Source organism: Candidatus Profftia tarda (assembly GCF_904848675.1).
Lineage (GTDB): Bacteria > Pseudomonadota > Gammaproteobacteria > Enterobacterales > Enterobacteriaceae > Profftia > Profftia tarda.
Genome location: NZ_LR890047.1, coordinates 1,188,411 through 1,212,999, shown reverse-complemented (window position 1 = coordinate 1,212,999; position 24,589 = coordinate 1,188,411). Strand labels below are relative to the sequence as shown.

General features: G+C 31.8%; 16 protein-coding genes. 10 read left to right on the top strand and 6 right to left on the bottom strand.

From position 1 onward, the window contains the following. Nucleotides 1-961 precede the first annotated feature (961 nt). The 4 genes from KTT71_RS03415 to hemC all read right to left on the bottom strand — a co-directional run bounded on the left by KTT71_RS03415 (nt 962) and on the right by hemC (nt 4,116). A complete protein-coding gene (locus tag KTT71_RS03415; RefSeq protein WP_216782441.1) occupies nt 962-1,219 on the bottom strand; it encodes a heme biosynthesis HemY N-terminal domain-containing protein in 258 nt (85 codons plus the stop codon). Nucleotides 1,220-1,316: 97 nt separating this feature from the next. After that, nucleotides 1,317-2,303 (bottom strand): uroporphyrinogen-III C-methyltransferase, encoded by a 987-nt coding sequence (locus KTT71_RS03410; protein ID WP_216782440.1) that lies wholly within the window; start codon nt 2,301-2,303, stop codon nt 1,317-1,319. 116 nt (nt 2,304-2,419) lie between these two features. Continuing rightward, the gene (hemD, locus tag KTT71_RS03405; protein WP_216782439.1) at nt 2,420-3,160 is read right to left on the bottom strand and encodes a uroporphyrinogen-III synthase; all 741 of its coding nucleotides are present in this window, start codon (nt 3,158-3,160) and stop codon (nt 2,420-2,422) included. Next, complete coding sequence (gene hemC / locus KTT71_RS03400; protein WP_216782438.1) at nt 3,157-4,116, bottom strand: hydroxymethylbilane synthase; 960 nt, start codon at nt 4,114-4,116, stop codon at nt 3,157-3,159. Before hemC ends, hemD begins: the two co-directional genes overlap by 4 nt. Nucleotides 4,117-5,312: 1,196 nt before the next feature. Here hemC and cgtA point away from each other — a divergent pair. Then, nucleotides 5,313-6,341 (top strand): Obg family GTPase CgtA, encoded by a 1,029-nt coding sequence (gene cgtA, locus KTT71_RS03395; RefSeq protein WP_216782437.1) that lies wholly within the window; start codon nt 5,313-5,315, stop codon nt 6,339-6,341. Between the two features lie 1,571 nt (nt 6,342-7,912). Here the strand turns inward: cgtA and ygfZ are convergent. Then, complete coding sequence (gene ygfZ, locus KTT71_RS03390) at nt 7,913-8,887, bottom strand: tRNA-modifying protein YgfZ (RefSeq protein WP_216782436.1); 975 nt, start codon at nt 8,885-8,887, stop codon at nt 7,913-7,915. Nucleotides 8,888-11,174: 2,287 nt separating this feature from the next. Between ygfZ and iscA the strand changes: the two genes are divergently transcribed. The 5 genes from iscA to KTT71_RS03365 all read left to right on the top strand — a co-directional run bounded on the left by iscA (nt 11,175) and on the right by KTT71_RS03365 (nt 16,364). Continuing rightward, a complete protein-coding gene (gene iscA / locus KTT71_RS03385; RefSeq protein WP_216782435.1) occupies nt 11,175-11,498 on the top strand; it encodes an iron-sulfur cluster assembly protein IscA in 324 nt (107 codons plus the stop codon). Between the two features lie 104 nt (nt 11,499-11,602). Then, nucleotides 11,603-12,121, top strand: a complete 519-nt coding sequence (gene hscB / locus KTT71_RS03380) for a Fe-S protein assembly co-chaperone HscB (RefSeq protein ID WP_216782434.1) — start codon at nt 11,603-11,605, stop codon at nt 12,119-12,121. Nucleotides 12,122-12,218: 97 nt separating this feature from the next. Then, nucleotides 12,219-12,380 carry a hypothetical protein gene (locus KTT71_RS03375; protein ID WP_216782433.1) on the top strand — a complete coding sequence of 54 codons (162 nt, stop codon included), beginning with the start codon at nt 12,219-12,221 and terminating at the stop codon, nt 12,378-12,380. 1,659 nt (nt 12,381-14,039) lie between these two features. Further along, nucleotides 14,040-14,375, top strand: coding sequence for an ISC system 2Fe-2S type ferredoxin (gene fdx / locus KTT71_RS03370; protein WP_216782432.1), 336 nt, complete (start codon nt 14,040-14,042; stop codon nt 14,373-14,375). Between the two features lie 747 nt (nt 14,376-15,122). Next, nucleotides 15,123-16,364: a dicarboxylate/amino acid:cation symporter gene (locus KTT71_RS03365; RefSeq protein WP_216782431.1), complete on the top strand. Its 1,242-nt coding sequence runs from the start codon at nt 15,123-15,125 to the stop codon at nt 16,362-16,364. Between the two features lie 659 nt (nt 16,365-17,023). On the opposite strand, the gene pgi is transcribed toward KTT71_RS03365, so the two are convergent. Next, on the bottom strand, nt 17,024-18,664 hold the full coding sequence (gene pgi / locus KTT71_RS03360) for a glucose-6-phosphate isomerase (RefSeq protein ID WP_216782430.1): 1,641 nt from the start codon (nt 18,662-18,664) through the stop codon (nt 17,024-17,026). A 692-nt stretch (nt 18,665-19,356) separates the two neighbouring features. Here pgi and rmuC point away from each other — a divergent pair. From rmuC to ubiB, 4 genes are all read left to right on the top strand, one after another. Then, complete coding sequence (rmuC, locus tag KTT71_RS03355; RefSeq protein WP_216782429.1) at nt 19,357-20,850, top strand: DNA recombination protein RmuC; 1,494 nt, start codon at nt 19,357-19,359, stop codon at nt 20,848-20,850. 120 nt (nt 20,851-20,970) lie between these two features. Continuing rightward, entirely contained in the window at nt 20,971-21,726 is a 756-nt protein-coding gene (ubiE, locus tag KTT71_RS03350) for a bifunctional demethylmenaquinone methyltransferase/2-methoxy-6-polyprenyl-1,4-benzoquinol methylase UbiE (protein WP_216782774.1), read from the top strand. Between the two features lie 12 nt (nt 21,727-21,738). Next, nucleotides 21,739-22,347: a ubiquinone biosynthesis accessory factor UbiJ gene (locus tag KTT71_RS03345; protein ID WP_216782428.1), complete on the top strand. Its 609-nt coding sequence runs from the start codon at nt 21,739-21,741 to the stop codon at nt 22,345-22,347. Further along, nucleotides 22,347-23,987: a ubiquinone biosynthesis regulatory protein kinase UbiB gene (gene ubiB / locus KTT71_RS03340; protein WP_420885587.1), complete on the top strand. Its 1,641-nt coding sequence runs from the start codon at nt 22,347-22,349 to the stop codon at nt 23,985-23,987. Before KTT71_RS03345 ends, ubiB begins: the two co-directional genes overlap by 1 nt. Nucleotides 23,988-24,589: the final 602 nt, after the last annotated feature.

Genomic DNA, 24,589 nt, shown 5'->3' with positions numbered 1-24,589 from the left:
AAATACTGCAGCTGCAGTAGACTTCATTTGTATATAGAATAGGAGTGCCTACTTTAATTACCAGTATTATTTAATCAGGATATCTATCGGGAATTAAAGGGGGTCTGCTATAGTGAGACTTAGGAAGATCTTTATTGCTTGATACTTAATAGTTTTTTTACTTATTATTACTTTCTTAAGCAATTATAGCTTTATTCATTTGTAAGTATATTTTTAATATTTAAATTGTTAATTTAATACATTTCTTGACTGCTATATATAAACTAATTGAAATCCTATTATTGACTTAGATAATAATTATTAATGCGTTTATTGTAATTTATTAGGTATAATCTATTTTTATTAATCTATATTTATCATATTTCTATGTAATTTTATCACCGCTCCTGATGGTCAATGAATTGCATGACATTTATGTCTTATGTTAGCAAAATTCTTTAAAGCTATAAATTTATATTTATTTTGTCTAATTTATTGCTTATTAATTCATGTATGCAATCCCCAAAAGGGAAAGAGTATAAGCTACAAAGAACTGCTCTTTTTTTATTCGTTTAATCTTGATATATATCCCTTACTATTATCAAGCTCTAGGCAAGAAAACACTAATTAAGCATGCATAATTTATAGGATATACAAGTTTTGGCATTTGCTAAATATTATTATACTATCTAAGTATAACCTTTATAATAATTTATTATATCTTTGACTTATAGTCTTTAACTCACTTCTTAATGTCTTCCATATATTATGATTTTCTTGAGTGATAGCCTAGTCACTAAGTAATTGCAGAATTATACTAAAGATATATCATTGAGCTGGGCATTTCAATAATAGTGATGCTTGTACTGATCTTTATATCAATCAATATTTTAATTTATGAATTGACACTAGTATTCTAAAAGAAAAGTTCTTCTGTCTGACTTGAATCTATCTGCTGGCTGTTATAAAGTCTTGACAAGTTTTATTGTATGCTTTTTAGTTTTCGGCGCATAAACCAGAAACGCGCACGAGAACCAATAGATAATGCTTGTAGTATTATCCATTTAATACATAATAGTATGGCTACTAGCAGTATAAGCATCGTCGTTAGGGCTGCAATATTAGTTTCTATATTATATTCATGAGTCTGAATTAGTACATAAAATTGTTTTCCAAGAAATACTGGTCCCAGAATTACTCCAGAGGTAAGTATAATAAAGAGTAATAAAACTTTGAACATTAATTATTTTTCCTTCTAGAGTATTAGCGGAGCGGTAATAATATTAAATTGCCTTATAAAATTAGGTAAATATAAAATTTATATTAGTTTTGTTTAGTTATGCCTGATCTCTTACACCTGCTGTTATTCCTATCTCAATGGAGTACTGGTTGAGCTCTTCTAACTGACTTAGGAATTTTTTCGTATTAAAGTCGTCCATATCGCAGTAATCGCGCACCCATTTTAAAACTGTTTCAATGGACTGATGGTATGCTATGTTTTGACGCAGGAATACTTCCTGGGCTGCAGATAGTAATTTTGAGCGAATATTTTCATATAAATATATTCTATGGTTTAGCGATAACATAAGCTCATTATTATTACGTCGCTCCACAGTTAGGAAATCCGATAAAAGTTGATTCCAGATCTTTAGCAAATTTTGTCTCCAGTCATTTATTGAGTCAGATACTTCCATTCCCACTTCTTTTTCTTCTATTAGTTTTTTATTTCTATTAGTGTAAGCTAACCTCAGCTGATCTGCTTGGTTAGAGAGTTGATTTATCTTAATAATAATTGCATCAAAACTAATAGAGCTTAAGATAGCTAAAGATGAATTCTCTTGCGGCATATTAAGGAACAAGTTAAATAATCTATTATCTGTCATGTTAGCCAGAGTATCACTAGAATTTATTAAATAATTACCCACATTAATTATACCTTGATCTTTGAAAGGTTGATAGCTACTTATTTTAATAAGAAAATCAGATTTTTCAGAAAGCCAGTGTCCTTGATGACTTGCTGAAAAGTAGACAACTTTATTTTGTATATTTTTATATTGTCTTAATAGTGATATTTTCACGTGATAAGGAAGATTTAATATCTTATGTTGTCGATTCATTAGCGTTTTAATAAAACTATTTTTTCTTAACTGTTTCTGATGCATTATAGTTAGTTGTTTACTTATTTTATTATTCTTAACATTCCTATCTAAATCCTGTTTTTGAGTATGATAACTCATAAGAGAAGTTAATGCGATGATAACTATCAATAGAGCAAGCGTGACGGTGGTACCTATCTTGTTTTTTTTAGGAGATTCTTCTTTCATATTTATCACCTATTCACTATAATATTGTTGTTTATCTATTACATTATTAAATTTATCTTAAATGATGATTTTATTTCCCAATAAACATTTAATGTTTGTATCGCTTCTATAGTAATTTACTTAAGAGCTTGTATTAGAGAATTATTATCAGCACTTTGAGCTAATTCAATATCTTTCCAGCCTAATTTTTGAGCTATAGTTGTTAATCTTTTACTAACCACAATTAATCTGCAATTTAATAGCCATATCTTTCGATCGTGAACAGGCACTAAATCATGAAGTTGTTGTAGCATTTCGCCACTTGTGACGACTATAGTTGAAATACCTTTTGCTTGCCAATAAGCACTGCTTTCAGCACCATTATAATTTATAAAGCAACGTTGATAACATTCACATAGAGTGACTTCTGCACCTCGCTTAGTTAATGTTTCTAGTAATAGACTTCTGCCACGATTACCACGTAATATTAACACCTTCTTTCCTATTACGTTTCTTAATTCAGGAAGAAGCAGCAAAGATTCAGAAGTTTCTGGAGGCTTTGGATAACAAACTGATGCGCCAATAGCATTCTGCAAGTGTAAAGCTGTTGGACGTCCAATAGCAAAATAGTGAAGTGCTCTGGGCCATGGGATTCCTTTCCTTTGCAGAAATGGATGAGCATAGCGTACTGCGTGTGGTGATAGAGCAAATATTAGATCTCCTAAGTTTAGTTGTTCCAGGTGCTTTGGTAATTTCATTAACCCCTTGCTAGGTATGAATTTATTAAGCGGTACATGATATGCTGACCGGCCTAGTGCTTGCAATTTATTTACTAAGACTTCACCGGTAGGTGATGGGCGCGTGACTAAAATACTCATCGTGGTTTATGTCCTTGATAAATTTCTTCTAGAATTTCACGAGCTCCGCGTTCTAATAGCTCTTCGGCCAGCGATATTCCGAGTTCTACTGCTTTAGCACGTGATCCATAGCGTTCTCCGCGAATCATTCTAGTACCATCTGGTTTTCCGACTAAAGCTCGCAGCCATATTTCATTTCCATTGAGTTCTGAATAGCTGCCTATTGGTACTTGACAGCCACCTGCTAGACGCTTGTTCATTGCGCGCTCGGCACTTACACAAGTAGCCGTATCCAGATGATTAAGTGGAGCCAATAATGTTTGAGTTCGGGGATCATTCAAGCGGCATTCTATACCTATTGCTCCTTGCCCTACTGCTGGTAGCGACTGTTCTGGAGATAGCTCGCAGCAAATGCGTGCTGTGAGCTCTAAGCGTTTTAAACCTGCTGCTGCTAGAATTATAGCATCATAATTTCCGTTATCCAGTTTTGCTAGTCTAGTACCTACGTTGCCACGAATATTTTTTACTATCAGGTCTGGGCGTATTGCTTTTAATTGGCACTGACGTCGTAGACTAGAAGTACCAACAATGCTTCCTTCAGGAAGGTTTTCTATTCTATCATATTTATTAGAGACAAAAGCATCACGCGGATCTTTGCGCCGACAGATAGCTATTAGTGTTAAACCATCCGGAAAAACTATTGGAACATCTTTCATGGAATGAACGGCTATATCGGTATAGCAATCTAGCAAAGCCATTTCAAGTTCTTTCAAAAATAGACCCTTGCCACCTGCTTTTGATAATGGAGTATCCAATAATATATCACCACGAGTTGCTATAGGTATCAATTCTACGATCAAATCCGGCCAATATGCTTTTAGATGGTCGCGTACATAGTATGCCTGTAAGAGCGCTAAGGGGCTCTGTCTAGTGGCTATACGCAGTATTTGGCTTGGCTTAAACGTAATATCTTGCATATGAATATTCATTTTTATTCTATGGTTCATCCTGTCATTTGTGTTATTACAAATCTTTAATACTAGAGGCTTGATGGGCATATGGTAGGAAAATAATCGGTAAGATTTAAGGGTGAAATAGTTATTCAGATAAAATATAAGAAATAAAATAAAAGCTATTTTATGAAAATAAATAAGATATTATTTAAAACTATATAATTTATTAGTTTCTATATATTTATAGATTTTCGTATTGGATAAATGCGGCAGAAACATTACTGATATTCTCAGTAAACGTCCCAGAACCCAGGTGTTTTTCCATGTCTTTGCAATTAATAGTTGCTCTTTTATCATATGCTGATACCTTATATATCTAGATCTTAAATTCTTTCTTGACAGTTGCTGAAAAGAATTTATGTATTTTAGCGGATCTGTGATAGTACACATATCCACTGCCGAATTAGTGGTTTTATACTCTAACGTAAAGGATCCTTGCTACATTATTATTTTCTTATTTTGTAATATAATATCTTTCATTTCATGGGTATAGATGAAAGATCGTTCTAAACTTTACTACACATATAGTAAAATACAGATATATTAGATGCATTGCTATCGTTAAACAGGCTGGTAAAATTTTACGAAAATAATGTCTGAAATGTAATTCTTCTTGAGAAGGTAATTTTTAGATTTGAGTTTTAGTTTAGTTACTAAACTATGATAAAATCATTTTTGTGCTTAAAAATTTGGTAAACAAAATGTTCTTATTCTCAAGATTGCAAAACTATTATCTGCTGTACCTATGATATGTAAATTATCTTAACTTTTCATTGTTGTTAGGAATATACGATAAATGTATAAGATATCATATTGATATTATTTATTTTTTATCTGCTATATCTTGATTATCATTTTGCAAATCTTGGTTTAATTTTAGATACATTCTTATTAGTGAGTAATATTAAAATTTAGTCGATCCAGAGGTTTTCATAAGTCAGAATATCCTCGCTTTTAGTGCTGATCAAATGTTTATTACCTTAAATGTTATTCTATTGATCCTCATACTTGCCGACGTATTTCTTAGAAGGTGTACTTGATTTTATTATCAAACATAGATGCTATATCATTAATTTTCATGGTTATTATAAGAATTTTATTCTTATGTAGCTCTTTTGGGTGGCTTTATTCTTCTTAAAAATTATATATGGAGATAGTCAATGAAATTTATAGACGAAGCAGAAATTCATATCAAGGCTGGAGATGGCGGCAATGGTTGTGTTAGTTTCCGTCGTGAAAAATATATCCCACGCGGTGGTCCGGATGGTGGTGACGGTGGTGACGGTGGTGATATTTATCTGATGGCCGATACAAACTTAAATACCCTTATTGACTATCGTTTTGAACATGATTTTGAGGCAGAATCTGGGCATAATGGTCGAGGACAAGGATGTACAGGGAAACGTGGTCATGATATAATTATAAAAGTTCCAGTTGGAACACGTGTTTCGGATCTTAACACTAGTGAAGTATTAGGAGATATGAACTGTCATGATCAGAAATTAATGGTCGCTAAAGGTGGCTGGCATGGGCTTGGTAACATCCGTTTTAAATCATCGGTTAATCGTTCTCCGCGTCAGAATACTATGGGGACCAAAGGCAACGAGAGATATCTAAAACTAGAACTTCTACTATTGGCAGAAGTTGGTATGTTGGGCATGCCAAACGCAGGTAAATCCACATTTATGCGCGTCGTTTCTGCTGCAAAACCAAAAATAGCTGATTATCCATTTACTACTATCTTCCCAACCCTTGGGGTTGTGCGTATGGCTAATGAAAAGAGTTTTGTTATCGCGGATATACCAGGATTGATTGAGGGTGCTGCTAATGGTACTGGTCTTGGTATACGTTTCTTGAAGCATTTGGAGCATTGTAACGTACTGTTACACGTAATTGATTTAGCTCCGATCGATGGAAGCAATCCTCTCCATAATGTAAACATTATTATCAATGAGCTTATTCAGTATAGCAAAATACTTTCTGATAAACCACAATGGTTAGTTTTCAACAAGATTGATCTTTTAAACTCCGAAAAAGCACAAAAACGTGTTCAACAAATCTTATATGACTTGAAATGGGAAGGAGAGTATTATTTAATTTCTGCATCAACCCAACAAGGCGTCAAGGAACTATGTTGGGGGCTATCTTGCTTCCTGAATGCGCATACAGCTAATTGTATGGTTTTATAAAGCAAAGTTATATTTTAATTATCTCATTTGTTTAAAATAAGTAACATACTCATTATAATTGTAGCACATAGAGATAAAAATTCGTCGGTCATAATAATTGCTGATTGATCATAATAATAAAAGAAAAAGATTGTACATAAGAATTTATTGCATGATTCAATACATTAAAATACTCTAATGTGCTATTTTTCCATTAAAATATTTTTCTTTAATGTTTTATAAAACTTACCGAATAAAGATAAGATGTATATTAATTAATATGATTAGTTATTTCAGGAAAGATATCTTTAGACTCATCTAATAGTTGTTAGATGATGGATATGCTTTTTAGATTAGTGTATGTTTCGTGATTTCTAAATAATATTATAATCATTAATTTACTCAAATAAGAGCCCATAATTATTTGATAAAATTCTAATCAATATATTATTAACTAATAATGCATGTATTTATTATTGAGATAAATACTAAATATTTTCAGAATGGAGCAATATATCGTATTATGTTGTACAATTTATTTGATGTATCTTGATAGTTAGCAACTGTGCCTTAGTTTTATAAGGAAGACACTATTTATAGAGATATTTAATTAATAATATAATGCTCATGTCATATAAAATAATTTTATAATATAAAAGTCTTGATAGACCATTATATGCATAATTTCAATACTTCATATCTAGTAGATATTACTATACTTGCTTTGATAATTAATCCAAGTATTTATATTAGTAATATCATCAAAACACCTACTAGTTTTTATAAACTGCATTCTATCTGAGAGTACCTTATTTAGAAAATACTACTATTATATAATATATATTAAATCAATCTGTGGTCATGACAATACAGTCAACTATATTATTTCATATAATATCAATGGGTTTCCTTTTCTGTTGATTAACAATTGTCAACGCTGGAGAATGTCATGTAATAATACAGTGCTTCCTTACTCTACTTATTAATTAATAATAGGCATTAATGTTTTAGTATTTCGGGTCCTTTAATAAGGAGACTGCTTACATTGCAATGCATTTAATGTATCTTATATATGACTCATGAATAATTAATTAATAAAGCTATGGCATATATACATTGAATATCTTTATAAAGATATATGACCCAATCAGGATAGATAAATGGTCTATAGATATTCTTATTGCGAACAATGATTGAAATGGTTGTAAATTATTAATATTATGATATTCTTGCTGTTAGTTATTTTTAGCATCTTGATTGATGTTAGATCGCATACTGGGAATGCTGCTTTTATATAATTATAGGTAATAATATAAATATGAATATTAGCCATAGATTATTTATATAAATAATTCTTCTAACACTGGTTTGAAAAATCCCACTATTTAATAGATGATGTTTATCATGGTATAAATTTTCTGCTGTAAATTAAACATGAAAAATTATAAATACCCAAAATAAATAGAAAGAATATATTATCATGCAAGCTCTGCATCAGAGTGGTTATCTTAACAATAAATTTTAAAATAGCTTTTATTTTATATCAGTAGTATGTAGCAATATATACTACTAGTCCATTTATGCTTTATCAACTAGTATGTAAGATCTTTAATTTTTAGAACGCTTCTTTCATCATCAAATACTCTTAAGATGCTATCTTTCTCGATATCTTTATGTAATATTGCCTGAATATTCAGACTGCCATTTGTGAGCTGGATAGCTGCTAATGTCGTTCCTATATGGCGCCATCTAGTATTTAAATATAGCTCTACCTCTTCACCAGGAAGAGGAAGGCGGCTTGCTGATCCTTGCAACCAATATAAGGCCTGTTTATTTGCACCTCGATATTGAGCTCTAGCAATAATTTCCTGCCCGCTGTAACAACCCTTATTGAAACAAATTGCGTTTAATAATTGAAGGTTAGTTGCTTGTGGAAGAAATTTTTCGCTGTTCACTGTATAGAAAATAGGGTATCCGGCTTCTATGTCAAGTGACATCCACTGTTTACTGTCATTTAACTCTACTTTTTTCTTAAGATTCTCAATAATTATCCCAGCATTTAGTTGCGATGTAATCAATATATATCGCTCTTCTGGGTGCTTCAAATAAAGTAGCGTTGTCTCTTGATGAGTAATAGCTGGCTTTTTAGCATCAGGTAGTTGTGTGAAGAATGATTTCAGCTGATCAGCGACTTTAAAACCTGCTACGCCGAAAATAATTACATTATCTTTAGGAGCAATTGTTACGTTGGAAAAGACTGCATATTTTTTTAATGCTTTGATTTGTTGATTCGCAACGCTTTGGTTGATCAAGTAAGATAAACCTTCTGAGCTATGAAATACACGTAAAGTGCACCACATTTTACCTCTCGGATTACAGTGACCAGATAAGATATGTTTTTCCTCCACTAAGGATGTAAGATCTGCAGTTAGTTGCCCTTGTAAATATTTAATGGCATCATCACCAGTCACGCTTACTACCTGCCAATCATTGAGTAGCATGATAGTTGGTGGCAGTTGGTTCGCAGTAACTAGCTTTTTTTCTTCAAAAGGATAGTGGAACGGCATCGGGTTATTCTCTACTAAGTTAGTGTTAAAATAACAATCTTTTATTAAGATAGAAGAAGTAAATGATTGCAGAAAAGATATTTGATTCCTAAGTGGAATAACACTACTGTTAAGTATATTAATCAAGTAGATCTCTATTAAGTTCATACTGTCAAGCATCATCAAACCTATATTTTAGGAAATCCTATAGGTTACTAAAGTAATGATACTTGGTTTGCAGTTTGTAAAATATTTTTGTATTTTACTCTTTACGGAAATCTGGTTATACAACCTAGTTGTATATAATTATATAAAGCGCAAAAATATATTATTGTCTTTATATATTAAAATATATTTATAGCACACAGTTATGACTAAGGGTTGATATCATTCTGCCCTGTTATAGATCATAATTATTGATATAATCATTTATTATGAATGTAAAAAATAATTTTTGTGTATTTAAATAAGACAATAATTATTATGTACTTAAATTGTATCACCTAAGTTTAATTTTCAGAAAAATCATTTAAAATAATGTGTATATATATAATATATTATTTCCTTAAATAGGAGAATGAGAAGAAAGGCATTAAATTTTAATTCATACGCATCATGTGTGTATAAAAACATGTAGCAAAATAGGTTCTTGCAGTCATTTTAGTAAATTTTTTGCACTGCTATTTTATTACATAAACGTGATTATATCTTATGTTATTCGTCTTAGGAGTTTACTATCTTCATATTTATAGAATAATTATATTTTAATATCTTATCTGATAGTAATTTTTAATTACTAGCTATGTTTGCTTCTTAAATGAGTATTAATATCCTCTCAATGAGTTGCTGATATGGTTTGAGTAGCAGACAACCATTTTATTAATAACTCTTTATTTGTTTGCAGATGAAATGATATCCTGTGATGTTAGAATTTTTTAAAGAATGGATTTAATCTATATAATAGTATGTTATTAATTATGCAATTAAAAATTATTTTCTTCTATATCTACTTTGTTAGATTTTACATTGCTGAACTGACCTTTTTTTTGCTGAAGGCTCAAGGATATTATTGATTTAATGATATATATGATTCTTTTATTTATATTTTATGCTTTATCTTAATCTAAATATTTTCCAGAGTTATTAGTGATTAAGGTGATTAGCATTTTAATATCTATATATTTTAGTTATTGCTACCACATAAATAGTTTTAATAGTGATCCTAGATAACCCCTTTTCCAAAAAGGTTAATTTAGTTATTTAGTTATTTAACTATTTTGTATACAGAATAAGATATCAATAAAAACTATCAAAAATTTGGCATCATACCCGAATCACTAAGTCTACATTTAATAAAATCGTCTATTTTCTAAAACTTTTGAATCATTATGCATGATACATTTTGCTAATCATGCAATAATATTGCACCGGTTATTATGCGGTATCGCTTCTGGAATATTGGTTGGCATACTATTAGATATTTTTATATCTATATGTAACTCATAGATACAAGAGCATATTAGTTTTTGAGCTATAGGCCTATTTTATCACTATCTTTGTGTCAAAGATAAGTATAAAAGATATGCTATATTAGATAATTTTATTATTATAAATGATACCTTGATTTTGAAATAAGAGAATAATTATTTTAATTTTCTTATTCTGAAGTCTATCAAATACCTGTTTTTCTGTATCTATATCGAAATACTTTTAAAATAAAGTCTAATAAATCATAATCTATTGATTTTTAGGTTATTGATTTCATCATTAAGGTATAGTGATTAACTTACATATGATCTGTATCAATTTTCGTCTATCTTTAAAATATTGTCTTATAATTGTATTGCTTTTCAGTAGTATTCTGCAATATGAGAGTGTTATGTGATCACGTTCTGTGTGTGTACTAAAGATATATAAGATATAGCAAGAATGTGAGTATTTATATACTATTGTAGGTATTTTCTTCTAATCTTGATTGCTCTATATCATCATTAATAATTTTAAAAATGGATTCATATGATACAATATCAATTAATATTTATCAGAGGATAAATATTATGCTCCCTTTTGCTTATTTCTATTTTTAAAAAATTATTTTTTGACGAAACTACCATGTTTGTGGTGATGAGCAGACTATAGAGCTCAGTAATTATGCTAAACTACACTATAAACCTTTGTTAATTATTTAAAAGGGGTAAGTAATCACTATATTTTATATGTTGTCCTTCTTACTCTCAGTAAGCTTAAGTTGAAGTAACTTCTCGGCTTTGTTCTACAGAAAATTTTGAAATAAATAACCGAGGTTTTTATGTCTATTAGCATGAGTGAAGCGGCTGCAAAGCGTATACATATGTTTTTTACTAATCGCGGCAGGGGATATGGTGTGCGCTTAGGAGTAAGAATATCTGGTTGCGCCGGCATGACTTATGTACTGGAATTTGTCGATGTACTTAATGAATATGATGTTATATTTGAAGACAAAGGGGTCAAACTGATTGTGGATAGTAAAATCTTAGGGTATCTTAATGGAACGCAGGTTGATTTTGTACAAGACGGTCTGAAAGAAGGATTTAAATTTCATAACCCAAACATTATTAGTGAATGTGGATGTGGCGCTAGTTTTAAAGTCTAAGTCAGATGACTAATATCTTCTGAGTTAAAGTTCTGTACGTTACATCAACCTCATATATAAGCAACTGTAAATTAATGAGTTATAGAATAATCATTAGAGGATATATGAATTATTTTACATTATTTGGGTTGCCAGTTTGCTACTTACTTGATGGCAATCTACTTGCTTCACGATACAAAGCATTGCAGCGCAAATTTCATCCTGATCGCCATACGAATAATCATGCATATGAGCACATGCAGGCTATTGCATATGCTGCAACTATTAATAATGCCTATCAAACCCTAAAATCCCCCTTAAAGCGTGCACAGTATATCCTTTCTTTACAGGGTCTTGACTTAGAGAATACAGACCATACAGCATGTCATGCATCATTTCTTTTTAAGTATTTAAAATTTCATGAAGAACTTGATGCTATAGTACATCTCCCTGATTCTGAAAAAGAGATGATAAATTTTAAGGGACGGATCTATAAAATGATAAAGAAGCGTAACGCTCAAATGACTTTTGAGCTAGAACAAAAGCAATGGAAGTCAGCCCTGAAAACTTTATGTGAACTGCGTTTTCTTGACAAGATCGAAGAGCAAATAAATCAAATAGAAGAAAAAAATCTTGGTCTATAAAATAATTTTAAAAATTTAATATATCTTATTAAGATTAGTTATTCTAATAAATATTATTTAACAGAACTGCAATATGGTTTTCTTGAGAAGAAATGATATGAGGGTTTTTAATTCTTTGCCTCATAAACGTAGTTTACTTATTGGTATTGATTTAGTTGCTACAAATTCATTCGTGAATACTATGCAAGGAGGTCAAGTAAAAGTTATATCTGATCCCATAATTTTTAATTGGTTGCTTTCTAGAGTTACTTTACCTTAAAAGATATAATGCATGTTGGTTATTAAACTATTCAGGAATTTTCTTAAAATTTGGTTAAAGCAATATGATCCATCAAACGTTTGCTAAAACATTCTTAAGAAGATGTGCAGAATTCTTATCCGCATCTTTTTTATCAATTTAAACCAGTGCAGTTAAATTAACTTTGATGATTAAATCCGCTATTAGAATAAATCTAGTCTCAGTTTCATCTGAAATATTAAAGTCTTTATCTAAGAGCGCAGATAGTTCTTGAGGAGGAACTAGGCGTTGTGGTGATTACCATTCCTAATTATGTTGATGCTAAATAGCATAAGGGCAGTAAGAATGCGATCCTCGAGCAATTATTCGTGTGCTGCGCCTGCTTAATGAAGTAAGATAAGTAGCCTTTATTATAGCTAAGAATCACAAGGATAATAAGGAGTAATAGTAGTTTAAGACCTAGGATCTAATACTTTCGATATTGGTATTCCACATCTTAGATATGATGTTTTTCGGTCCTGGCAATTGCTGATGATTCTAGGCTTGGCAGATATTATTTAGATAATTTATGGTCCTATTTCTTATGAAATAGATCTGTGTATACCGATTGTGTCGATACTCATATTAAGACTCAATTTCTTAATTTTTCTATTATAGTCAAAAACTGCACCTAGTGATATTGCAAAGTTCGATTTTGAGTTTTAGGATGTAAGGATCTATAACTAGAGAATAGTTGAATAAATTGATTGAAATATTGGTGAGAGGCACCTTGATTGCATGCAAATATGCATTGACAGATACTAGTATTACACGTCAACAAAATTACTCAAGTATTGATCATAGGAGGTTCGAGCCATGTTCCATTGGTGAATACATTAGTATACTTTTGCCCGTGCACCTCTCGTTTCTATTCAGACTGAACTAGTAGCAGCCATGGCAATTGCGATTCAGGCTAATATTTTAGTTTTTAATCATCCTGAATCTGCATATTGTTATTAGATATTAATTCCTTATTCCTTGGTTTAGAAAACATTACATGCTGGTCAAAAAATAATTCTGCACAAATACTACGTATCTAGGTAGCTTGCATGAAGGAGTTTAATACGTTTCAAGATGGTTAATATTACATGATGATTTACGCAGTACAAGGTAATTTTGCAAACTAGCTAAAAATAACGCTTTTCTTGCTCAATTCACCCTAAAGAAGACTCTCATCAATATCTATTAGTGCCCTTATTTTACCGTGACTTTTCTCTTAGATGCTGATGGCTTGCTGAGTATTACTGCCAAGGAAAATATAATGGCATATAATCTTTTATTCCATTAAAACCGTCTGATATTTTAACTCATAATCAAATAATATTCATTGTTAACTAGTCTATCGCAAAATGCTAATGGAGATATCTATGCGCGAATACTAGCGGAACACAAGTTAAACTTATCGCATGTTATATATTGTGCACTTTGCTTTAAGAAAATATTACTGATTTCTAAGAGATTTAAAGCTTAGAAGCATTAAAAACCATAAATGAATTAGGGAATGCTGCGACTAGTGATTCTGTTAAAAATATTGCTAATAAGATAAATTACTAGAGCAACAGACGCAATTATTTGCTTCGCAGATGATAGATACATATATTTATTTAGCACTTTCTAGACAATAAATTGACGAGATTAAAAATGCCTAAAGTAGTCTTTCTGCCTCATAAAGAGCGCTGTCCATCCGGATTAGTTATTGAAGCCAAGGTAGGGGAAAAAATTATTGATATTGCTCTACGTAATGGAATAGAAATTGAACATGCCTGTGAGTATGCATGTGCTTGTGCAACTTGCCATTGTATTATCCGTAAAGGTTTTAGATCTTTAGAGGAAATTAGCGAGCTTGAAGCTGACATGCTAGATAAAGCATGGGGTTTAGAACAAGAGAGTCGACTAAGTTGTCAGGCAAAACTAGCAGATCATGATCTAGTTATCGAGATTCCTCGTTATACTATTAATTATTCTCATTCATATTAAATAAAACTGTTATAGGGATAATTGACTATATAGTACTTAGATTGTTGAATCAATTGTATTCTAAAATTAGATTGAACGTACGTCTATTTGTTTTACCTTTATTGATAGAGGTGTGCATCATCTGAAATCTCTCAAAGAAGAAAGGAGACATAAACATTATAGCTATAATGTTTATGTCTCCTTAAATATTGTAGATATTATCAATATAAATTGGAGATCCACAATACTTTAGATGAAGCATCTTACATCAGATAAGTATGATTCTTAAGGGTATTTAATTATATTTAATAACTTATTTATTATGAATGTAACTTTATTAAGTTATTTTTATTTAAAAATTAGTTGTAATAATTTTGTATGTTTCTTTTAATGTTTTATGCTTTTTTATTATAAATATATACCTATACTCAAGCTCAGATAGATAGTATTTATTTGTACTGTATTATATCACTCCAGAGGTTTTAGTTTGTGATATATATTAAAGATAATATAGAGCGATCTGCGATATATCAATCTTTTTTTTAAGGTCTATTATGACCTAATATTTTAGGGTAATAGATATATATTTTTCTCTTTATATTTTATGTAAATATTTATAAGAAATATTTCTACATGCACAATAATGTAAGAAAATATAGTAACCATTTTAAATTTTAATGCATGCTAATAAATAGCACCCTAAGTAATTTTTTATCTAACCAATTATTATATATATTTGTTTTCAAAATTTTTGAAGGTTGAGACAATATGAAAATATTTTATAATTATAGTTTAACTATTTGCTTATTGATAGGGATTGCCATTGGTGGATTATCTGGGATCATTTTGGGAGAAAAAACTGCTATTGTACAGCCAATTGGAGATCTTTTTCTGCACATGATCTTTGTATCAATTATACCTCTTATATTCCTGAGTGTTGCTTCATCTATTGCAGAAATGGAGCATGTAGCTCGATTACAAAACATACTGAAAACAGTCTGTGTAGTATTTATCAGTACTGCTCTTATCTCAGCCATTATAGCCCTTGTTGGCACTAAAATATATAATCCATTCCAAAACTTAGAATCAATTAACCTTATTGCTCATTTTCCACCCGCGCTAGACACTCAAGCAAGAAATATTGGTGGGATTATCGTAAATACCCTAACAGTCCCTGATTTTCCTCAGCTATTTAGCAGATCTAGTTTACTACCTCTGATTTTTTTCTCATTATTATTTGGTTTTGCGACTTCCATATCAGGTAAAAAAGGTCAACCCATAGCAATTTTTCTAAAATCTGGTACTATCGTTATTCTACGTATTATAAAAATAATTATGTATGGAGCCCCAGTTGGTTTGGGTTGCTATTTCGCGACTACTGTAGGTCATTTGGGCTCACAGATTATTGATATTTACCTTAATGCTTTTCTATTGTATTTACTATTAACATGTATCTATTTTTTTGGAGTAAATACCATTTATGCATTTATTTCCGGGGGCAAACTAGGTATAAAGGTTTTTTGGTCTTATATACTCACCCCATCTTTAACTGCTTTATCTACTTCTTCAAGTGCTGCCTGTATTCCAGTTAATCTTCTGGCAACTAAGAAAATGGGCGTACCCAATGATATAGCAGACGCCATAATCCCCCTGGGAGCTAACATTCATAAAGATGGATCAGTGATGGGGGGTATGATGAAAATCATCTTTCTGTTTACATTATTTCACAAAGATATCAGCGATCCTGTGAATATTGCCGCTATGATTAGCGCTTCATGCTTAGTGGGTGCCGTTATGGGGGGTATTCCTAGCGGCGGCATGACAGGAGAGCTAATGATTTGTTCGCTTTTTGGTTTTTCACCAGACTTGGTAGGAATTATCATGATTATGACTACCATTATAGATATACCAGCAACACTGCTGAATTCTACCAGTAATACTGCATGCGCAATGATGGTTACGCGATTTTTAGAAGGAAAAGGTTGGTTGCTGAGGAAAATCAAAGTTTAAATTCATTGTTTTTAAATTGAAATAAATCTGTAAAATCAGACTTGTTATAACTTTTAATATAATATTTTTACCAGATCTTTATTATCTTATTTTAGAAATATAATTATAAATTATGCTTGATATATAATACCTGATTAGCGTGATATTATAACTATATTTCTAAATTTTTAGATTTTTATGCGTATAAAAAACTTCGTAATAGTTGTTTGTTCATTTTATATATAATCTATAGAAGAGCCTTATTAATATAATCTAAATGATACTTAATAAAAATATAAATACTTGCCTACCTTAGCGGATATCATATTTAAATATTAAGACATATAGTAATTACCAAGATCTCCCATGAACAAAAAATACTGTTATAAGATTGCTCATTTCCTTAATGTAGGTTAAAAAAATATTTTATATCGGTTGCTTATATTTATCTATTGTCTAGTTTTCTTAAGTATTTTAATACTTATCTTGATCATGAATGGTTATTCTAGGTACATACCTCACGAATATTTGCATAATATCTTGGTTAGTGATTAGCGAAAAAGAGGAAGTGAGCATATACCAATATAAAACAGTAAATATTTTGGAAATGAAAGTAATTATGTAAGCAAATTCTCTTCTCTGTACATCATGCTTATTATCTTATTTACTATCATATTCCTTCATGAACGCCATTTTTTAAAAATATTAATCAACCCATTAGTAGAACTATCGTGTTTCTTAACTTTCGTAGCCCCCGTTAATTCTGGCAGAATATTATTAGCTAACTGTTTACCTAACTCTACTCCCCATTGATCGAATGTGAATATGTTTAATATTGCGCCCTGGGTAAATATTTTATGTTCGTATAGCGCAATTAATAATCCTAGGTTATATGGTGTAATTTGACGCAATAAAATAGAGTTACTTGGGCGATTACCCTTGAATACTTTAAAAGGTATAAGATAAGCTGATTCAGATAGATCTTTTCCAGTTTTTGCTAGTTCTTCTTCTACCTCTTGGCGAGACTTACCAAAGGCTAGAGCTTCAGTTTGAGCGAAAAAGTTGGCTAGTAATTTATTATGGTGATCCCCTAACACGTTATGAGTTATTGCCGGCGCAATAAAATCACAAGGCACCAATTTAGTACCCTGATGAATCAGCTGATAGAATGCATGTTGACCGTTAGTCCCTGACTCTCCCCAGATAATTGGACCAGTTTGGTAGTTAACTGGCTCACCGTTACGGTCAATGCTTTTGCCATTCGATTCCATGTTGCTCTGTTGCAAATAGGATGGTAACCTATGCATATACTGATCGTAAGGTAGTACTGCTTCAGTCTCAGCTCCGAAGAAATTGTTATACCAAATACTGATTAGAGCTAGATGAACTGGCAGGTTTCTATTAAAAGGAATTTGAGAAAAATGCTGATCCATTGCATGGGCACCGTTCAGCATTTGTTCAAAATTATAAAACCCAAGGCTCAGTGCTATAGACAATCCAATCGCAGACCACAAAGAGTAACGTCCACCTACCCAATCCCAAAGCTCAAACATATTAATCGTGTTAATACCAAACTCACTTACTGCCTTCCGATTGCTAGATAGTGCTACGAAGTGTTTATCAATATGGGACATATCACCACTAGATTTTAAAAACCAGTCACGTGCACTGTGAGCATTAGTCATGGTTTCTTGAGTGGTAAATGTTTTTGATGATACTAAGAATAAGCTTGTTTCTGTATTTATTTTTTTCAACGTTTCAGAAATATGAGTACCATCAATATTGGAAATAAAATGCATATTTAGATGATTTTTATAAGGCTTAAGAGCTTCAGTAACCATGTATGGTCCTAGATCTGAACCACCTATTCCTATGTTGACAACGTCAGTAATAGGTTTACCGGTATAACCACGCCATTCGCCGCTAATTATGCAGTGACAGAATTTTTTCATCTTTTTAAGTACTTCCAGAATTTCCGCCGTTTTACCAGTGATATGAGTTTTATCGGGAAGAGCGCGCAGTTCTGTGTGCAGAACTGCGCGCTCTTCAGTACGGTTAATTTTTTCTCCTGAGAACATAGATGCTATAGCCCCTTTTAAATCTGTCTCTTCAGCTAAATTTTGCAGCTTTTCTAGAGTTTCTGTTGTAATGAGGTTTTTAGAAAAATCTACTAACATCTGGTCCTCGAAATTAAAAGAAAACTTAGAAAAACGGTCTGGGTCTTGAGAAAATAGATCTCGCATATGAACATCTTTCATTGCTGTAAAATGTTGCTGCAGCGAGCTCCATGCAGATGTTTTAGTAGGATTAATGTTTTGCATGTTTTATGCCTTTGAACTGGATAATAAAATTATTTTAAAATACAAGATGCAAACTATCTAAAACTATATTGTTGCATCAGAAATAAAAGAACAAGAGATAGTAAATCACCTAGCTCAAGAATACTTGCATTTTATCTTTTTTATATTCGTGATTTTATAATGTTATTGTAATAGTTAAAATAATTTACTTACAAAATGTAGTAGAAGCAAATATTATGACAAATTATTATTTGCTAGATAAAATTAATAATATTTTATATTAAAAATGTATTATCTATATTTTATATTAAAACTATCATTCTTTTAGAATGATGCATAAATAAATACAATAATCTTTTACTTTTAATACATCCAGAAGACAACTAATTTATTTAAAATACCTCTACAATTTTAATATTTTTTAAAAAAATAGTAATTGACATACTTATATAGACCTTAATATGTCTATATCACTATATTCGATATTAAAAAATACAATATCTTTATTTTGTTTAGAGACTAGCTTTGATTATCAAAAAACATACTTACTAGTGTTATCTAGGTATTTTGTATATCTATGGGATTAATAGTTTCTTAGGATTAGGATTATATTATTTTTATAACATGGTTTATAGCTTTGATGCATCTACTGAAATACTTATATAATACAATACTACTGTATTATCAAGAAAGATGTATCAAGCGGAGGCAATATGGACGCCACTATCTGGTATGCTATGGCAAGTGGATTATTATTTGGTATCCTATTCGGATGGTTAATTACTAGTGTACAATTTCAGCAGCAGAAGATGAGATGGCAATCTAGTTTGCGCTTGAATCAAGATAAAATTGTTGAATATCAGCAATATCATCAAGATATGCTGTTACAACAACAGCGTGAAAAAGCTCAAGGACTACGAATATTGTACACTGAGCTTGTCACAATACAGAATAATATCAATCAGCAATCAATTTGGCGTAATGAGTGTGAACAATTAAAGAAGAAACTGTGTGCGCTGCGCACAGTCAATGGTTTGCAGGAGATAAAATTACAAGAAGTAACGCTTCGCTTGGAAGAGACTAAGTTAAGCGCTATAGAAGAACGGCGTTTGCTTGCTATTAATGAACAACGCCTTAAAGATCAGTTTGAGAATTTAGCGAACCGCATTTTTGAACATAACGGAAAGAGAGTAGAGGATCAAAATAGGCAAAGTCTGAATATCCTTCTTAGTCCCTTGCGCGAGCAATTAGAAGGTTTTCGCCGTCAGGTACAAGACAGTTTTGGACAAGAATCGCGTGAGAGACATACATTAGCTCATGAAATACGTAATCTACAGCAATTAAATGAGCAAATGACCCGTGAAACTATTAACTTGACTAGAGCATTAAAAGGGGATAATAGAACTCAGGGGAGTTGGGGAGAAGTAGTTCTAAAACGTGTATTAGAAGCCTCTGGTCTGCGTGAGGGTCATGAGTATCACACTCAAGTAAGTGTGCAAGTAGGCAGTAATGGCCGTATGCGTCCTGATGTCGTAGTTCGCTTACCACAGGGTAAGGATGTCGTTATAGACTCTAAAATGTCACTTGTAGCCTACGAGCGTTATTTCAATGCTGAAGATGAAAAAGCTCGCAACCTATCTTTAGAAGAGCATGTTGCTTCAGTAAAATCGCATATTCGTCAACTTGGTTCCAAGAATTACCACGGGTTGCCAGGACTGCGTTCTCTTGATTACGTGTTAATGTTTATTCCCATCGAACCAGCTTTTTTAGCCGCTTTAAACTATGATTTTGAACTTATAAGCGAAGCTCTACGCAATAATGTTATGTTAGTTAGCCCTACAACGCTGTTAGTTGCATTGCGCACTATTAGTAATTTGTGGCGCAATGAGTATCAAAGCCAAAATACGCAGAAGATCGCCTATCGTGCATCTAAGTTATACGATAAAATGCGTTTGTTTGTTGATGATATGGAGTCGCTTGGGGATAGTCTAGATAAAGCACAAGCAAGTTATAATCAGGCAATGAAAAAATTATCTCAAGGACGCGGTAATCTTATAGGACACGTAGAAAGTTTTCGTCTTTTAGGAGTAGAAGTAAAAAAGCCTATTAGTCCTTTACTAGTGAATGAAGCCAGATTTAATAATGAATGTAGAAATAATCAGTATGATGATAATGGTCATAAAATAAGTTATGAAAATAATAATTAATAGACTTAATAATTAAGAATTTTAATGTCTACCATAATAGATTATTGCACTTTAAATTTCTTTCGATAATATTTTATTACGCATATTTAACAGTAATACGATTAAAACTAGGATAATATGATGAGGGATGATGTGTCAGGAACTAATCATCTAGATTATAAAGATATCGCCGCTGTTAAAAAGACTGAAAAAGTTGCTCAGGTATTCCATAGTGTCGCGGAAAAATATGACTTAATGAATGATATTATGTCATTTGGTATTCATCGTCTTTGGAAGCGTTTTACTATTGATTGTAGCGGAGTGCGTCATGGGCAAAAAATTCTTGATATTGCAGGGGGAACAGGTGATCTAGCGTTTAAATTTTCCCGTATTGTTGGTGAGCAAGGTGAAGTAATTTTGACGGATATCAATTATTCAATGTTGGATATAGGGCGTAATAAATTGCGCAATAAGGGTGCTATTGGCAATATATACTATATCCAAGCAGATGCAGAAGAATTACCGTTTCCTGATAATTATTTTAGTTGTGTCAGCATTGCTTTTGGGCTGCGTAATATAACGAATCAAAACAAAGCTCTATCCTCTATGTATAGAGTGTTACATCCAGGTGGACGTCTGCTAGTTCTTGAATTTTCTAGGCCATCATGTGAACCCCTCAAAAGCGCTTATAATTTTTACTCATTTTATGTTTTGCCTAAAATAGGACAACTAGTATCTAATAATTATGAAAGTTATCTCTATTTAGCCGAATCTATTCGTTTGCACCCAGATCAAGAAACTATGAAATCGATGATAAAGCAAGTTGGTTTTGAAAATATAGAATACTTTAATCTGACTGGTGGCATTGTTTCTTTACATCGTGGTTACAAATTTTAACTAAAAACTGTTATGTTAAAGTTATTGTTTCTAAGTACTGTTGAAGTAACATTGAACAGAATTTTATATTCTGATGATTACCTAAGAAATAAGCGTCAATATTTGAATGGCAAAGTGTTGTGTATTGTAATAAAAGACATAAAAGACTTAGTACTCTATTTGATTTTTAGTGATCAGCATGTAGATGTTATAGGTTCTTGGGAATACGAAGTCGATTCTTTTATTAGAGTTCGAATGTCAGTTTTGTGGGATCTGTATAAGCGTTGCTGTTTCACTGAACTAATACGTTCTGAAGATTTAGTGCTTGAAGGAGATATCCAAGTAATACAGCAATTTATTTTATTAATAAATTTAGCTGAATGGGACCCTACTGATCTACTAGCTTCTTATACAGGGGATATAATAGCTCAGGGAATTAGCATGTTTCTGCGTAAAAGCACTCGTAAGATTTTAAATCTTTTCGATGGTCATAAAGAACATATGGTCCAAATAATAACTGAAGAATGGAATATAGCTCCGGGATCTTGCGAGACAGAATGGTTTTATAAGGAAATTGATGCTTTGAGTCATCATTCAGAAATCTTAAGTAAGCGTTTTTCTCAATTTGAGGACAAGTTGTGATGCTATCCGATCTTTGCCGTTTTTATTTGATTATCCAGATATGTCTTTCTTACGGCTTAGATGAACTCATTCCGCAAATGCGTATTAACCTGCTGTTACGTATCGCACGGCATATGCTATTTTGGATGCATAATAAGCATAAAGACAAATCCTTGGGAGAGCGTCTACGTTTATCCTTACAGGAGCTTGGGCCTGTCTGGATTAAGTTTGGTCAGATGCTATCTACCCGTCGTGATATTTTTTCTTCTCTTATTATAGAGCAGCTCTCTTTATTACAGGATAGAGTAGCTCCATTTGATGGTATATTAGCACGTCAGCAGATTGAAAGTTCTATGGGGGGTTCACTAGAACAGTGGTTTGAAGATTTCGATCAAAACGCATTAGCCTCGGCTTCAATTGCACAAGTGCATACAGCAAGACTAAAAGAAAATGGTCAAGAGATTGTTATTAAGGTTATTAGGCCAGATATTTTACCTATAATCAAAGCAGATATTAGCTTAATGTATTTTCTTGCGGATTGGATTTTAAAAATAAGGGAGGATGGCCGTCTCTTGCGTCCCCACGAAGTAGTACGTGAATATGAAAAAACTCTACTGGATGAGCTAAACTTGTTGCACGAAGCATCAAATATGATCAAGCTGCGACATAATTTTACAAACAGCTCAATGTTATATGTGCCAGAAATTTATTCTAAATTTTGCTATGAAAAGGTTTTGGTGACAGAAAGAATCTACGGCATTCCAGTTTCCAATTTATCTGCTCTTCATGCGCAGAATACTAATATGAAACTCCTGGCTGAACGAGGGGTACAGATATTCTTTACACAGGTATTCCGTGATAGCTTTTTTCATGCAGATATGCATCCAGGAAATATTTTCGTAAGCCTGGAACACCCAGAAAATCCACAATATATTAGTATAGATTGCGGTATTATGGGAATCTTAAGCAAAGATGATAAGCGGTATTTAGCAGAAAACTTTGTAGCATTCTTTAACCGAGATTACCGCAAAGTTGCAGAACTGCACGTTGCTTCTAGGTGGGTTCCTGGAAATACGAAAATCGAAGACTTTGAGTTTGCAATTCGTAGAGTTTGCGAGCCTATTTTTGCAAAACCGCTCGCTGATATTTCTTTTGGTAATGTGCTGTATGACTTATTTAACACGGCTCGTTGTTTTAATATGGAGGTGCAACCACAGTTGGTTATGTTACAAAAGACCTTGCTGTATATCGAAGGTTTAGGGCGTCAGATATATCCTCAGTTAGATTTATGGACAACCGCTAAGCCTTTTCTGGAAAAATGGCTAAAAGACCACTCTGGTCTATCAGACATGTTGCTTATTCTGAAAGAAAAAATTCCATTATGGGTAGAAAAAATTCCTGAACTTCCAGAGTTATTATACTATAATCTACAACAGAACAATTCTTTGAAGAAAAATTTTGACATGATATTTACACGTTTAGATCAACAGCGCGATCGCCAGGTTATTTCATGTTATTTGTTTGGGGTTAGTACTACATTATTAATTATTGGTATAACCTTGTTGACAAGTAAAGTAGGAGTATGGCCATTTTGGGTGATGACCATCGGCTGTCTTATCTGGATTGCAGGATGGTGTTATGGTCGTCAAGATAACACTTGACTTAGCTGATTGATATAAGCTTGCGAGCTTAATTAGCTTGCTTATTGCAAGTAATAAAGCTATATGTTGAATATATCATGCTAAATTAGCATTTGAGAGATTAGCATCATAAATAATGACTATTACTACACTTTCTTAATGTTATAAGTACATATTTTACTAAGTACTTACAAATCTAAAAATATTAGACAGAATAATTGAATTATATTTTGTACGTGGTTTGATAACACTTCTTTTATAATTTTAGAATCTAATTATTAGATATATATGCAGTTATGTTTGATTTAAATAATATCTCATCTCTAATGAGATAAGGTATTATTGTATTAATTATACTTATTTTACTATTATAGATAGTTTAGAGCGCTACTTGAGATCTGAGATCCCATTACTACTGATATTAATTAATGTATGTAGTCATAGAAAAACAATACAAAGATATTTTAGAGTATTATTTATTTAATTTCTTAAAATTATAAAAAGTCTCTTATTAGAGAATCATCTATGTCTTACTACCTGCTAATTTACTTGATTTCTTTTAGTTTATAACCATTTTGATGCATAAGATTAAATAATGCATATTAATAAAAGATGTCAAATTT

What these genes read in the sequence shown, in the direction of transcription:
- KTT71_RS03415 (WP_216782441.1), bottom strand. Translation starts at nt 1,219, where the DNA reads ATGTTCAAAGTTTTATTACTCTTTATTATACTTACCTCTGGAGTAATT.
- KTT71_RS03410 (WP_216782440.1), bottom strand. Translation starts at nt 2,303, where the DNA reads ATGAAAGAAGAATCTCCTAAAAAAAACAAGATAGGTACCACCGTCACG.
- hemD (WP_216782439.1), bottom strand. Translation starts at nt 3,160, where the DNA reads ATGAGTATTTTAGTCACGCGCCCATCACCTACCGGTGAAGTCTTAGTA.
- hemC (WP_216782438.1), bottom strand. Translation starts at nt 4,116, where the DNA reads ATGCAAGATATTACGTTTAAGCCAAGCCAAATACTGCGTATAGCCACT.
- cgtA (WP_216782437.1), top strand. Translation starts at nt 5,313, where the DNA reads ATGAAATTTATAGACGAAGCAGAAATTCATATCAAGGCTGGAGATGGC.
- ygfZ (WP_216782436.1), bottom strand. Translation starts at nt 8,887, where the DNA reads ATGCCGTTCCACTATCCTTTTGAAGAAAAAAAGCTAGTTACTGCGAAC.
- iscA (WP_216782435.1), top strand. Translation starts at nt 11,175, where the DNA reads ATGTCTATTAGCATGAGTGAAGCGGCTGCAAAGCGTATACATATGTTT.
- hscB (WP_216782434.1), top strand. Translation starts at nt 11,603, where the DNA reads ATGAATTATTTTACATTATTTGGGTTGCCAGTTTGCTACTTACTTGAT.
- KTT71_RS03375 (WP_216782433.1), top strand. Translation starts at nt 12,219, where the DNA reads ATGAGGGTTTTTAATTCTTTGCCTCATAAACGTAGTTTACTTATTGGT.
- fdx (WP_216782432.1), top strand. Translation starts at nt 14,040, where the DNA reads ATGCCTAAAGTAGTCTTTCTGCCTCATAAAGAGCGCTGTCCATCCGGA.
- KTT71_RS03365 (WP_216782431.1), top strand. Translation starts at nt 15,123, where the DNA reads ATGAAAATATTTTATAATTATAGTTTAACTATTTGCTTATTGATAGGG.
- pgi (WP_216782430.1), bottom strand. Translation starts at nt 18,664, where the DNA reads ATGCAAAACATTAATCCTACTAAAACATCTGCATGGAGCTCGCTGCAG.
- rmuC (WP_216782429.1), top strand. Translation starts at nt 19,357, where the DNA reads ATGGACGCCACTATCTGGTATGCTATGGCAAGTGGATTATTATTTGGT.
- ubiE (WP_216782774.1), top strand. Translation starts at nt 20,971, where the DNA reads ATGAGGGATGATGTGTCAGGAACTAATCATCTAGATTATAAAGATATC.
- KTT71_RS03345 (WP_216782428.1), top strand. Translation starts at nt 21,739, where the DNA reads ATGTTAAAGTTATTGTTTCTAAGTACTGTTGAAGTAACATTGAACAGA.
- ubiB (WP_420885587.1), top strand. Translation starts at nt 22,347, where the DNA reads ATGCTATCCGATCTTTGCCGTTTTTATTTGATTATCCAGATATGTCTT.